At 42.5% G+C, this 14051-nt stretch carries 11 protein-coding genes, 1 pseudogene and 1 other annotated feature; of the genes and pseudogenes, 5 read left to right on the forward strand and 7 right to left on the reverse strand.

What is annotated here, in order from left to right; all coding sequences use genetic code 11:
- From AB5Z52_RS05845 to AB5Z52_RS05860, 4 genes and pseudogenes are all read right to left on the reverse strand, one after another.
- Positions 1-559: pseudogene (locus AB5Z52_RS05845) on the reverse strand (ISL3-like element ISEfa5 family transposase); the annotation flags it as partial.
- Positions 560-702: 143 nt separating this feature from the next.
- Complete coding sequence (locus tag AB5Z52_RS05850) at positions 703-1278, reverse strand: class I SAM-dependent methyltransferase (RefSeq protein ID WP_005472914.1); 576 nt, start codon at positions 1276-1278, stop codon at positions 703-705.
- Positions 1253-2236, reverse strand: a complete 984-nt coding sequence (locus tag AB5Z52_RS05855) for a TIGR01212 family radical SAM protein (protein WP_003128408.1) — start codon at positions 2234-2236, stop codon at positions 1253-1255. The genes AB5Z52_RS05850 and AB5Z52_RS05855 overlap by 26 nt, the downstream gene beginning before the upstream one ends.
- A gap of 24 nt (positions 2237-2260) precedes the next feature.
- Positions 2261-2911 carry a phosphatase PAP2 family protein gene (locus tag AB5Z52_RS05860; RefSeq protein WP_003128409.1) on the reverse strand — a complete coding sequence of 217 codons (651 nt, stop codon included), beginning with the start codon at positions 2909-2911 and terminating at the stop codon, positions 2261-2263.
- A gap of 261 nt (positions 2912-3172) precedes the next feature.
- Here AB5Z52_RS05860 and AB5Z52_RS05865 point away from each other — a divergent pair, with 261 nt between their 5' ends.
- A complete protein-coding gene (locus tag AB5Z52_RS05865) occupies positions 3173-4843 on the forward strand; it encodes a LysM peptidoglycan-binding domain-containing protein (RefSeq protein WP_005472912.1) in 1671 nt (556 codons plus the stop codon).
- A 44-nt stretch (positions 4844-4887) separates the two neighbouring features.
- Positions 4888-5114: a binding site (T-box leader), on the forward strand.
- A gap of 88 nt (positions 5115-5202) precedes the next feature.
- The gene (gene leuS, locus AB5Z52_RS05870) at positions 5203-7617 is read left to right on the forward strand and encodes a leucine--tRNA ligase (protein WP_003128411.1); all 2415 of its coding nucleotides are present in this window, start codon (positions 5203-5205) and stop codon (positions 7615-7617) included.
- Positions 7618-7972: 355 nt separating this feature from the next.
- Here leuS and AB5Z52_RS05875 read toward each other — a convergent pair whose 3' ends face one another.
- The gene (locus AB5Z52_RS05875) at positions 7973-8203 is read right to left on the reverse strand and encodes a hypothetical protein (protein ID WP_003128412.1); all 231 of its coding nucleotides are present in this window, start codon (positions 8201-8203) and stop codon (positions 7973-7975) included.
- A 230-nt stretch (positions 8204-8433) separates the two neighbouring features.
- Here AB5Z52_RS05875 and AB5Z52_RS05880 point away from each other — a divergent pair, with 230 nt between their 5' ends.
- Positions 8434-8733, forward strand: coding sequence for a DUF5960 family protein (locus AB5Z52_RS05880; protein WP_005472910.1), 300 nt, complete (start codon positions 8434-8436; stop codon positions 8731-8733).
- 140 nt (positions 8734-8873) lie between these two features.
- Here the strand turns inward: AB5Z52_RS05880 and murE are convergent, their stop codons facing one another.
- Positions 8874-10388, reverse strand: coding sequence for a UDP-N-acetylmuramyl-tripeptide synthetase (murE, locus tag AB5Z52_RS05885; RefSeq protein WP_003128415.1), 1515 nt, complete (start codon positions 10386-10388; stop codon positions 8874-8876).
- 196 nt (positions 10389-10584) lie between these two features.
- Between murE and AB5Z52_RS05890 the strand changes: the two genes are divergently transcribed.
- Positions 10585-12231, forward strand: coding sequence for a polysaccharide biosynthesis protein (locus AB5Z52_RS05890; RefSeq protein WP_003128416.1), 1647 nt, complete (start codon positions 10585-10587; stop codon positions 12229-12231).
- A 90-nt stretch (positions 12232-12321) separates the two neighbouring features.
- Complete coding sequence (locus tag AB5Z52_RS05895; protein WP_003128417.1) at positions 12322-13047, forward strand: pseudouridine synthase; 726 nt, start codon at positions 12322-12324, stop codon at positions 13045-13047.
- Positions 13048-13139: 92 nt separating this feature from the next.
- On the opposite strand, the gene AB5Z52_RS05900 is transcribed toward AB5Z52_RS05895, so the two are convergent.
- Positions 13140-13991 (reverse strand): RluA family pseudouridine synthase, encoded by an 852-nt coding sequence (locus AB5Z52_RS05900; RefSeq protein WP_003128418.1) that lies wholly within the window; start codon positions 13989-13991, stop codon positions 13140-13142.
- Between the last annotated feature and the right edge of the window lie 60 nt (positions 13992-14051).

The following is a 14051-nucleotide window of genomic DNA, read 5'->3' on the forward strand; positions in this document are numbered from 1 at the left end:
CGCAAATAAAGCTCATTTTATCTTCTATGGAAGCGTGCGAACGAAATTCATCAACCATCAATACTCTGGGGAGAATCCTCTTAGATTGCTTTGGTAAGTAGCTTTTAAACTCTTTCAACGTACGAATAACGGTGGTCAAAGATACCTGACAATTTTTCGCAATAAAAGATAAAGATACTTTTTCAGTCAGTAAAGAAGCAATTTTATATCTGACATGATTCGCGATTGAATGTCTGGGTTGAACAAAATAACTTTGAGCCGTCCAATGGGTTCGACAGTTTTTACAGGTATAGCGCTGCTTTTTTAAGCGCATAACCAAAGGCATGTGATTGTATTGTTCAAAGCGGACAATCGTTTCCTTCTTCCCATTTTTCACTACAATTACTTTCCCGTTTCCATCTACCACAGTAGAACCACAATTTCTACAGGTATGGGGAGCAGGTGAGAAAACAGCATCGACGATCAACGTCTTTTTCTTCTGAAAGGTCTCGTAAGAGACCTCTGTAATCATCAAATCTTTCTCTATTAATCGCAGCATTTTTTTGATAGAATCATTCATATAGCATATCGTCCTCTCAGTTGTTTATTTTGTCGTGATTTAATCATACTAGAGAACGATATGTTTTTTAATACCTAAAATAAAAATGGGGCTGAAGAATCAATTCTGATTCATCAGTCCCATAAATTATAGAGCCAGAATAGTCAACGGTTCTCTGATGTTTTTTTTCGTTCGATACAAAACAGGACTGGTGGTTGGTTGCGCTGATTGATGAATTGATAGGACAGCACGTTAAATTGCGCTTGTGGTAATTGACGACAAAAGCGATGAACAGCTTCTAACTCTTCAGGTCCGCCTTCGTGGCCATAATAGCATACAAGGATGATCCGACCGCAAGGAACAATACGTTGGATCAATGCTTGCAGTGCCTGTTCGGTCGTCTCAGGTAAAGTAATGATTTTTTTATCGCTCTTTGGTAAGTAACCTAGATTGAAAATAGCTGCATGAACGGCATCAGGGACGTAATCCGCTACTGTTTCATGTCCTTGGTGGATCAGTTCAACTTGCGGCAGGAGTCCTTTTGCTAACAAGCGTTCTTTTGTTGTTGTTACTGCTTGTTCCTGAATATCAAAGGCATAGACTTTGCCTTCAGGTCCGACTAGTGTTGCCAACAGCTCGGTATCATGGCCATTTCCCATGGTGGCATCAACTACGGTCTGTCCCGGTTTGACGACTTCTTGTAAAAGGGTGTGGCTATAACGCATGGCTGTTTGTAGCATAGATAGCCTCTTTTCTAACATCAAATTTTCCTTGATAGGAGTCGCGGCGCAACATTTCTTTATCGATCTCATTCAAGACTTCCCATTTTTTGAGACTCCACATAGGTCCAATCAAAGCATCCCAAGGAGCGTCACCTGTCAGACGATGAATGATGATCTCCGCAGGAATCATTTCTAGTTGGTCGCAAATCAAAGAGACATAAGTCTCTCTTTGCATCAATTGCAGCTTGCCTTCATGATAGTCCCGGAGCATGCGGGTATTTCGCATCAAATGCAAGAGATGGAGTTTGATCCCTTGAATATCTGAGTCCAAGATTGTTTTCCGCACATTTTCCCGCATCATTTCTAATGTTTCACCAGGGAGTCCATTGATCAAATGGGTACAAACCTGAATGCCATGTTTTCTCAATTTAGCGACACCATCAAGATATGTTTGATAATCATGCGCACGGTTGATTGCGTTGCTGGTGGTTTCAAAGGTTGTTTGTAACCCTAACTCCACCCACAAATAAAAGCGTTGGTTCAATTCAGCTAGATAGTCTACCACATCGTCTGGAAGACAGTCAGGACGTGTACCGATAGAAACACCAACGACACCTGGCATGGTCAAAACTTGTTCAAACCGCTCTCGAATGACTGCAGCTGGGGCATGGGTATTGGTGAAATTTTGGAAATAAACGATGTACTTATCGACATGAGGCCATTTTTTGTGCATCACATCGATTTCTTTATGAAATTGAACGGGCAGCGGGGCTTCAGGTGCAACGATCATGTCGCCTGAACCAGATACGCTGCAAAAGGTACAACCACCTTTTGCAACAGTACCATCTCGATTGGGACAGTCGAAGCCAGCATCGATCGGTACTTTAAATATTTTTTCACCAAATTCCTGACGCAATGCATAATTCCAAGAATGGTAACGTTTATGCTGATTTTCGGCATAGGGGAATGAATTCATGGATTTTACCTTCTTTTCTTTTTTCTAAGATTGTTTTTGTTGGAAACGCCAGACAAAACGCTTTTCTAAATAGTACGGATAGGTCAGTAACAGCCAAGAGAGTCCCACACAAAATCCGCCGAGTACGTCGCTAGGAAAGTGAACACCTAGATAGATCCGACTGATACCGATCAGAAAAATCAGTAAGCCAAGCAAGATTCTCATACCCCAGCGTAACGCTTGTGACTGGAAAAAGACAGGAATCAGCAAAAGTAAGGTTCCATAAAATACCATGCTGCCAGTGGAGTGTCCGCTAGGAAAACTAGAGCTTGTCTCCAACACTAAATGTTCCAGTGTAGGTCTTTCTCGCATAAAGAATAATTTAATCAACGGATTGAAGACCGCTGAGATGCCAATCGTACCGAAACTGAGCCACAGTGCTTCGGAATAGAAGCGATTGATAAGCAACACGACCAATACAACAATGAAAAGCAGTCCAATCGTTACTGGATTAGCAAACTTGGTCACCCATAGGAAAAAGTCAGTCAAAAAAGGATAACCGCTACGGATCAAACGAGTGCTACTTTCATCGAAAGGATTCAGCCAAGTTGGATAGAATTTGACAACATAGCCTAAAAAGGCAAAAAGCAGCAAAAAACAGCTGCCGGCGAATTGATAATACAGTTTTTTGTTCATAAAAAAATCCTCATTTCTACAGGCAAACATAGTGAGTCTATTATACCATTTATCTTGGAGGGACAAAAGACAGTGGTGCAGGGGTGTTTCTTGAGGGACAATATTGTATAACAAGAAATTATCGCTTACTTCTTCTTTCGAATAATGTACGTTAGATTACAAAGAGTTTACAGTTTGGCGAAAAGAAGGAAATAACTTTTATAAAATCTTAAGAAATTGTATACTAAACGTAGGAAAAAAATAGAAGACGGAGGAACGTTCATGAACATGAGTTTATCGCGCAAAGAGCGTCGCAGAGAAGGACAGTCCAGTGAATTTTATCAAACGATGAGAAAAAGTGCCGCTGTTGTAGGGACAACCATAACCGCTTGCTCAGTAGTAGCGCCTTTGCTGACTCCAGTTCAAGCGGATGCCGTAGAAAATACTGTGGTGAGAAGTAACTTTGCTGCACCTAATACAGCAGCATTCATTACAGAAATCGCAACTTATGCACAGCCTGTTGCCCAAGCAAATGATCTTTATGCTTCAGTCATGATCGCACAAGCCATTCTTGAAAGCGGCTGGGGAAGAAGTGCCCTGTCCCAATCACCTAACCATAATCTTTTTGGAATCAAGGGCAGTCATAATGGTCAGACAGTCTATATGAATACAGCAGAGTATTTAAACAATCAATGGTTGACTATGAAAGAACCCTTCAAAAAATACCCTTCTTACAAAGAATCTTTTGAAGACAACGCACGAACATTAAGAAATGTTTCGCTAGGAAACGGTAATTATTATTATGCAGGTGCTTGGAAGAGCAATACGTCTTCTTACCGTGATGCAACCCAATGGTTGACGGGGCGTTACGCAACAGCTCCCAACTATGCTTCTTCATTGAATACGGTGATACAGCAGTATGGCTTGACTAAATATGATACACCAGCTTCAGGCAATGCCGGTGGTGGAGCAACGGTCAGTACGCCTAATACCGCTACAAATCCTGTCAGCAAGCCAGCAGCGACATCGTCAGTTTCTTCTGGTAGTCAAGGCTATACAGTTGCGTCAGGGGATTCTGTCTGGGGAATCGCTAATAAATTCGGCATCACAATGGATCAGCTATGTAGCTGGAACAATATTCGCAATAATTTTATCTACCCAGGACAAAAACTGACGATCAATGGTGGTACTGCCAAACAAACGACGAATACAGGGACCATATCTACCACGACAGCAAGTGCTGGTAGTTATACTGTTGCTTCAGGGGACTCGGTTTGGAGTGTGGCGAACAAGCATAGTATCACGATGGACCAATTGCGCAACTGGAACAATATCAAAAATGACTTTATTTATCCTGGTCAACACTTAGTCGTAAAAAATGATACTGGGTCAAAAAGTCAGGCCAACAAGACTACAGCAATAAGTTCTGTAACCAATGCCGGTAGTTATACCGTTGCTTCAGGGGACTCGGTTTGGAGTGTGGCGAATAAGCATGGCATCACGATGGATCAATTGCGCAGCTGGAACAATATCAAAAATGACTTTATTTATCCTGGTCAACGCTTAGTCGTAAAAAATTCTGGAAATAAACAGACAAGTAGCCCGACCACAGCTTCTACGAGCATTTCTTCATCAGCTGGCAGTCAAAAGTATACCGTTGCTTCAGGGGACTCGGTTTGGTCGATTGCTAATAAATTTGGTATCACGATGGACCAATTCCGCAGTTGGAACAATATCAAAAATGATTACGTCTATCCTGGTCAAAGCGTACGGGTCAGCGGTACGGCAACGGCTGCGAATCAGACGGCAAGTACGAGCAACTATACCGTAGTATCTGGCGATTCTGTCTGGGGAATTGCGGATAAATTTGGTATTTCCAGAGATCAATTTATTCAATGGAATAACATTAAAGACAACTTTGTTTATCCTGGCCAAAGCGTTCGCGTAAAATAGATTGCTATTCCGCTGTTTTTTTGATAGGATAAGTGCAAAGAATCTTTCACATTTGAGAAGGAATAGTAGAAACGTGTTGGAATCAAGAGAGTGCATGGCTGGTGGAAATGCACAGAAGACCTTTCGAACTCGCCTTCAAGTGATATTTGACTGAAATGAGTGTTTCTCAGAACCGCTCAAAGTAGGCAGATACGGCGATGGTCGTTAACACATCGAGGTCTGTTTCATAACAGATAAAATTAGGTGGTACCACGTTTATAACGTCCTATAAAAATCAATAGTGATTTTTATAGGACTTTTTTTTAAGTTCTGCTGATTTTTGATCAAGTCAGAGCACCAATTTTTAGGAGGCGTCCATAGTGAACTACAATCACAAAGAAATTGAAAAAAAATGGCAAAAATATTGGGCTAAGAAAAATGAGTTCAATACCCACGATCAACCGGATAAACCAAAGTTTTATGCGTTAGACATGTTCCCATACCCTTCTGGACAAGGATTGCACGTAGGGCATCCAGAAGGATATACAGCGACGGATATTCTAAGCCGCTTCAAGCGCAGCCAAGGATTCAACGTTCTTCATCCCATGGGTTGGGATGCTTTTGGGTTGCCTGCTGAACAATATGCATTGGATACCGGGAATGATCCGGCCGAGTTTACGAAAAAAAATATTGAAACATTCCGTCGTCAAATCAATTCACTGGGGTTTAGTTACGATTGGAATCGTGAGATCAACACGACAGATCCTGAGTACTATAAATGGACGCAATGGATTTTTACCAAACTTTATGAAAAAGGATTGGCTTATGAAGCCGAGGTTCCTGTCAATTGGGTTCCAGAGTTAGGAACGGTTATAGCCAATGAAGAAGTGATCGATGGCAAAAGTGAACGCGGCGGCTACGATGTTATTCGCAAACCTATGCGTCAGTGGATGTTGAAGATCACGGCTTATGCGGATCGCTTGCTAGATGATCTAGAAGAAGTTGATTGGCCTGAGAGCATCAAAGAAATGCAGCGGAATTGGATCGGTCGTTCTGTGGGTGCCAATGTCACCTTCAAAGTAGCGGGTAGCGATGCAGCATTCACCGTCTTTACGACACGACCAGATACATTGTTCGGTGCCACTTATACGGTTTTGGCTCCTGAACATGAGTTGGTACAAGCCATCACTACACCGGAGCAAAAAGCAGCGGTTGAGGCATATGTTGCAGAAACAGCGAAGAAGTCCGATTTGAATCGGACCGATTTGTCTAAAGAAAAGACGGGTGTCTTCACAGGGGCCTATGCGGTCAATCCAGCGAATGGGAAAGAAGTGCCAATTTGGATTGCTGACTATGTGTTGGCTTCATATGGTACTGGTGCGATCATGGCTGTGCCAGCTCATGACGAACGTGACCATGAATTTGCAAAAGCTTTTGGGTTAGAAATCATTCCTGTTCTGGCTGGAGGAGACGTTGAAGAAGCTGCTTATACTGAAGACGGTCCTCATATCAATTCAGAGTTTCTGGATGGTCTAGATAAAGAAGCAGCAATTGAAAAAATGAACCACTGGTTAGAAGAACAAGGAGTCGGTAAAAAAGAAATCAGCTACCGTCTGCGAGACTGGCTGTTTTCTCGGCAGCGTTACTGGGGTGAGCCTATCCCGATCATTCATTGGGAAGACGGTACTACAACCACTCTTCCGGAAGATCAATTGCCACTACGCTTGCCAAAAACCGATAATATCAAGCCAAGTGGTACAGGTGAATCGCCATTGGCGAATGTCAGCGAGTGGGTCAATGTCGTTGATCCAGAAACAGGCATGAAGGGACGTCGTGAAACGAATACGATGCCACAATGGGCGGGGAGCTCTTGGTACTTCTTGCGGTTTATCGACCCTCACAATAAAAATCGCTTAGCCGATTTTGACAAATTGAAACGCTGGTTACCAGTAGATATCTATATCGGTGGGGCAGAACATGCGGTGCTTCATTTACTTTATGCTCGTTTCTGGCATAAGTTCCTTTATGATCTTGGTGTCGTACCGACAAAAGAACCATTCCAGAAATTATTCAATCAAGGGATGATCCTTGGGGAAAACAATGAAAAAATGTCGAAGTCTCGCGGAAACGTCGTAAATCCGGATGATGTCATCGAACAATACGGAGCAGATACACTGCGCATGTATGAAATGTTCATGGGTCCATTAGATGCATCGATCGCATGGAATGAAAACGGCTTGGAAGGCAGCCGTAAATTCCTAGACCGCGTCTGGCGTTTGATCGTGGATGAAAATGGCAAAATGCGTGATCGAATTACTACATTCAATGATGGCAAACTAAGTAAAGTTTACAACCAAACAGTTAAAAAAGTTACCGAAGATTTTGAACAGCTTCATTTCAACACGGCTATTTCACAGCTGATGGTCTTTGTGAACGAAGCATATAAGTCCGATGCACTACCATATGAATATGTTGCTGGATTTGTCCAATTGTTGGCACCGATTGCCCCTCATATCGGTGAAGAACTATGGGCAATTCTCGGAAATAAAGAGGGCATCTCTTATGTGCCATGGCCAACTTATGATGAAAGTGCGCTAGTCGAAGATGAAATCGAAGTGGTATTCCAAGTGAACGGCAAAGTTCGTGCAAAAGCCAAAGTTCCTGCGGATGCAGACAAAGCGACGCTCGAACAGTTAGCTCAATCAAATGAACTGGTAAAAGAACAATTGAATGGAAAAACGATTCGCAAAATCATCGTTGTACCAAATAAATTAGTCAATATCGTCGCTAATTAATTGAAAAGAGGGACTGTGCCATAAGTCTCCTACAAGTAAAACTATCCGAACATTAACTATTATTGCTCCTGCGGTGCAGGGACTCCTCGTCGCAAAAGTCAGAGGAATCTATCCTAGCAATAGACTATTATTCGGTTTAACTTGTTGGATGATGACTTATGGCACAGTCCCTCTAAACATGTCTAAACGGTCGGAGCAGATGCAACTCCGAGAAATAAGTCGAAATACCCAAAAATTTGAAAAGCAATTTCTGTGTATTCCTCCTTATTTCTCGGAGTTTAACACTTCTGTCCCCGCTTTTTTTGTACAAAAAAGCAGCGGTTCAGCTGATGCAAACATCAACTGCCGCTGCATACTATTTTTTGCGAATAATGCCGTAAAACAATACAGCTGTAGCCACTAATGGAATGAAGATCACCAATAGAAAGCCATTTGGATATGTTGCGCGAGTGAAGATTTCTGTGGAAGTATCATTTGTGCCGATCAAGTGGTTTGCTACTAAAAATTGTCCGACCAATGCGATCATTGCTAGAAAACCTACTGTTGCCCCTGTTCCAAAGAAGATTTTTTTCTTTGTGCTGTTCATTGCGTCTGCCCCTTTAATATTCTCTATGTCCCATTATACAAAAAATGAAAAAGTCTTCAATGCGATTTTGTCAAATCATTGATTCGTAATACACTTGAAATGAATTTGACATATTTTTCTAGTCAGCTGACTCTTTCTAAGTGAAACGGCAATCAAATCATTCGCTGAACTAAGAGGGGTCTCGTATAATAGAATTAACGCAAATGAAAGCGCAGAAAGAAGGAATAAAAATGGACTATCAATCTTTTGAAGGTCAAGAGGCTTTTTTCAATGATTATCAACGAGTAGCAAAAGCAGGTTACCAAGAAGAAGAAGTGATCGATGACGTGCTGGAACAGCTGAATCAGCAATTGACTGCGGACCAGCTAATTTACCGAGTGGAAGCGGAAAAAACGAAAGACGGCGAAGTCTTTCTGTTTCCTTTCAGCAAATTCATGTATACCGAAGATTTGGACGCAGCAATCTCGACAGAATTTCGCTATGATGGTGCTCCTTATGTCTATGAAACCTATGAGGATGAACAACCATAATTTTCAGCAAGGTATTTAAATCAAGAACTTTTTAAGAGGCATTTGCATAGACACAAAAATAAACACCCAAAGGATGACCCGCTTGATGCTGTCATTCTTTGGGTGTTTGTTGTTAACGGATAGGTGAGGCAATGAAAAAATCAAAGCAAACGCTGAGCGATCTGCAAATCACCTTCATAAGGTTCTTTTTGACCATTGACTTTCAAATATTGCTCAGCGCCTTTACCAGCTAGAATCACGATATCTTGACTAGCGGCTTCAGCAACCGCTGATTGGACCGCAAGGCTGCGGTCCATCTGTTCTTCAATAATGACAGTAGGTGCAGTGATCGCAGCGGCTATCTCGGCAGCGATAGCACGAGGATCCTCAAAGTTAGGGTCATCAGAAGTTAAATAGACTTTATCTGCATACTCAGAAAGCGCTCGACCCATGTCAGGACGTCGTGATTCTGCTTTGCCGCCGGCACTGCCGGTCACAAAAATCAGCCGTCCTTTTGGCCGCAATGTATGGGCTAGCTCACTCAGTGACTTAAAGCTTAAGTAGTTGTGGGCATAATCAACGATGATTAATGCGCCATTTTGTTTTTCCAGAACGATCATTCGTCCTGGAATCGTTACATTAGGCAAGACAGATTGTGCTTCTTCTTGGGTAGCTCCCGCAAGACAAGCAGCAACGATTGCAGCAGTAGCATTGTCGTGATTGAATTCTCCTAGCAAAGCCAACTGATAGTCGCCATTCACAAGAAGAATATCTTTTTCAGAATGGATGCGGAATGATTTAGGATCGCCCGATTCCGCTGGTAATACTTGATAATCTCCATCGCATTGGCCATAGGTGATCAATGGTACTTGATGAGCAGCACAAGTTTCTTTTAATAGTTCAAAATAATCGCTTTGTCGGTTAATGATCATTTGTTTACTATTGTGGATCAACTCGCGTTTGCAGAAAAGATAATCATCAAAGTCCGGATGTTCTACTGGACCGATATGATCGGGCGAAATATTTAGAAAGATTCCAATTTCATAAGTGATCCCAGAGACACGTTTGGTTTTATAAGCTTGGGAAGAGACTTCCATTACTAGATGTGTCATACCATTAGCGACTGCTTCGGCCATCATAGCATACAAGTCTAACGTTTCCGGAGTCGTCAAAACTGCTTCCTGATAGTTCTTTCCGTCAACAGTATTTTCTTCAGAGGAGAAAAAAGCTACTTTCTGATTGGTTGTTTTGGCTAAAATCTCCCGCACAAAATAAGCACAGCTCGTTTTGCCTTTTGTTCCTGTGATTCCAATTTTAAACAGCTGATCTTGCGGATTGTTGTAAAAAGCCTGGGCAATACAAGCCATGGCTGCTCGGATATCTGTAACGATGATGCCATAGGCGGAACAATTTTCATAAGGGTGTTCCGAAACATAACATTGAAGACCCTGAGCAACGGCACTTTCCAAATAGCTTTCTTTGAACGCGGCACCTTTACAGAAGAATAGCGTATTTGCGTCTGTCTGACGCGAATCATAACTTAATGAGGTAAAGATCAAGTCGTTCATTTCTTGTGGAACGGTATAATGCCATTCTTGGCCGATAAACTCTTTTAATAGATTTGCTTCGATCAACAACCCGCGGATCTGATGGGGGGTAATGGTAAGTAGTGACATCTTGGTTCTCCTCGTTTCAAAAAGTTTAGTTTATTATAGCATATTCAGGCAAATCGAATGGAAGACAGCATGCGATTGGTCGTTCTTCTTCAATAATGTGAAGAAACTTTAATATGTTGCAAAAATAGATTGCTCGAAGTCCTTTTTCGAATTAAAATGAAGGGGATATGTTTGTAGAAAGTTGGAGAGAACTGCCATGGATAATCATACGCAATCTGCGTCAAAACAATTAACAACACAAGAAAAAATGGCTCAAGGATCGGCTTGGATGACACTGGGAAACATTGGTTCTCGGTTGCTCGGTGCGATCTATATTTTGCCGTGGTACTACTGGATGGGAGCCAACGGAGATAAAGCAAATGCATTGTTTGGAATGGGTTACAATGTCTATGCTTTGTTTTTGATGATTTCTACTGCAGGAATTCCAGCAGCGATTGCGAAACAGATTTCCTACTACAACTCAAGAGAAGAGTATCGTACAAGTCAGCGCTTGTTCCTGAGAGCTTTACAGTTGATGGCAGGATTTGGGGTAGTAACTGCTGGTATCATGTACATAGCCGCTCCTTGGCTGGCAACCGCATCTGGTGGCGGAGAAGAATTGATTCCAACGATGCGCTCCTTAAGCGTGGCACTTTTGGTCTTTCCATGTATGAGTGTGATGCGAGGATATTTCCAAGGAAATCAAGACATGAAACCATTCGCGATTTCTCAGATCGTTGAACAGATCGCGCGAGTCTTCTATATGCTGTTGGCAACGTTTATTATCATGCGGGTGGTAGAAGGCGACTATACAGCTGCTGTGACTCAATCAACGTTTGCTGCCTTTATCGGCGTTTTAGCAAGTGTTCTGGTTTTGGTTTATTATTTCCAGAAGCAGCGGGTTCGGATGGATGTTTTGCTGGACATGAGCAAAGAAGAAACAGAGATCCAAACCAAAGAATTGGTTTTATCCACCATCAAAGAAGCGATTCCTTTTATTATTGTTGGTTCTGGGATCACAATTTTTAAACTAGTGGATCAGTATACCTTTGTTCGAATTATGAAAGGATTTACACAATATTCCAATGATCAGCTCTTAGACATGATGGCAATCTTTGGCAGCAATCCAGACAAGCTGACAATGGTCGTGATCGGCTTAGCAACGTCGATGGCATCTACAGGGTTGCCTTTAATCAGTGAAGCAGTAGCGAAAAAGAATCAAGGAAATTTAGCTAAATTGATCAGTAATAACCTCCAGTTGTATTCCTTTGTCATGCTGCCTGCTACGTTTGGAATGATCGTATTGGCGTATCCATTGTATACATTGTTTTATCGACCGGATACATTAGGGGCAAGCGTCCTCGTTGCTGCTTGTATCTCTGGCTTAATCCTGGGCTTGTTCATGCTGACTTCTAGCATGCTGCAAGGGATGTACCATAACACAGAAGCGGTTATCTTCTTCTTTATTGGTTTGTTGCTAAAATTTATTTTGCAGTATCCGGCCATCTGGCTGTTCCAAGTTTATGGTCCTTTAGTCTCTACAACATTGGCACTTGGTGTGACTTGCTGGCTGAATATTAGAAAAATGTTGACTAAAGGCCACTTCAATGCCAAGTTGACCTTTAGAAGAACGGTTTTGATTTTCCTGATGACTCTCATTATGTTAGTGATCGCGCTGATTGCTCGGCAATTGTTTGGTCTGGTCTTAAGTTCGGATCGCAAAGTCCAAGCCTTTATTCTTTCTCTACTGGTTGCAGCAGTCGGTGGCGGGGCCTATATTTATATGGCATTGAAAATCCGCTTAGCAGAAAAACTACTGGGCTCATCAATGATTCGTTTGCGTAAGAAATTGCGAATCAAATAACCCAATAAACCTGATTAGCCGCTGAGATCGCATGGATCGATCAGGCGGTTTTTTCAGTAAAAAAGATCGCAAAGAGAGAGGCGAGAAAACATGCGACTAGATAAATTCTTAGCAGATATGGGGTATGGCTCACGAAAAGAAGTGAAGCAAGCAATCAAGAAAGGCGTTGTTGCGGTCAATGGTCAACAAGTCAAAAGTGATAAATTCCAAGTAGCTGAACAAGAGGATCAGGTTTCGTTTGCAGGAGAACTGGTACGTTACCAGAAAGATTTCTATTATTTATTGAACAAACCGGCTGGTGTGATTTCTGCAACGACCGATCCGGAAAAGACAGTCTTGGATTTGTTTGCGGCGGAAGATTATCGCCGGGATCTTTTTCCAGTCGGTCGTTTGGATAAAGACACCGAAGGACTACTGCTAATTACGAATGATGGCCAGCTAGCTCATCGGTTATTGTCACCCAAAAAACACGTCGAAAAAGAGTATTATGCAGAAGTTCGAGGGATCATGACCGAAGAGGATCGTCACCAATTTCTCCAAGGAATCGAACTGGATGGGGAAACTCTCATGCCGGCACAGCTGACGATTTTAAAGGTAGACGAGCAGGCCGAGACATCCACGATTACCTTGATTTTGCATGAAGGGAAGTTTCACCAAGTAAAACGAATGGTGCAGGCAGTGGGAAAAGAAGTGACTTATCTCAAGCGTACTCGAATGGGCGGGTTACAGCTGCCGAAAGATTTGGCATTAGGAGAGTATCGCTCAGTGACAGAAAAAGAGCTGGCACAGCTTTCTGCTGAACCAGCGGAAGATTGAATTGTTGCAGCGAATGAAGCCTGACGGCTGTGCCCAGTATGTGGAATGAGACTAGAGGCAATGTCTCTGCTGCTTCAGAAACATTCTGTCCATCACCAGAGCCCAGGCAGCGCTTTGATCTGCAGTGACTCTTGTGAGAATGGATGGGTCAAATAAAGTTCATAGGCATGCAGCTCAAGGCGAGCTGCAGTTTTTTTCTGATAAAGAGGGTCTCCGACGATAGGATGTCCAATGCTAGCAAGGTGGACACGAATCTGATGCGTACGTCCTGTATCTAATACACAATAGATCGAAGTCGTTTGGGCATTGCGAGCGGCAATCTCAACGTGTGTCACCGCAGATAAGCCATTGCGTGGGTCAATGACTCGTTTGCGACGGTCGTGGCGATCGCGTCCGATTTTTTTGCGAATGGTTTGGTTTTGATCCAATTGTCCCCAGACTGTTGCTTGGTAGCGACGATAAATTTGCTTACTTTCAAGCATTCGTCCCAAAATAGGCAAGACTAAGGGGTTTTTAGCAAATAAAATGACGCCGCTGGTCTCTTTATCTAATCGGTGAACGACATAGGGTCTTGTCTCTGGTGAAAGATATGCAGCCAGATCATTCATAAGTGTGTCGGTTTCATTTGGTTGGTTGGGGTGGGTTTTGATACCAGCGGGCTTATTGACAACGATCAGATGTTCATCTTCAAACAACACCGTAATCTTCTCTTTGTTCCCAGAAATCACTGGCTGATACGTGTAATCTGCTTCTTCTAGAAGAAGCGTGAGCTGATCCCCACCTGCTACTTCCTGATGAAAAAGGGCTGTTTCACCGTTGACGCGTACATTTTTGCGGGTTCGCAGTAAATGGCGTACTTTGCGAGGGACGAGCCATTCTTGTTCTAATAATTCCCGAATCGTTGTTCGGGGATGGTCATTAGGTAATGTAATGGTATATTCCATAAAAATCCCTTTCTAAGTTGTGATCTATTTGCTATTATAGCATCTTTAAGATTTTCTTAT

Source organism: Enterococcus sp. RTP21361st1_A6_RTP21361_211029 (assembly GCF_040910045.1).
Taxonomy (GTDB): Bacteria; Bacillota; Bacilli; order Lactobacillales; family Enterococcaceae; genus Enterococcus_D; species Enterococcus_D gallinarum.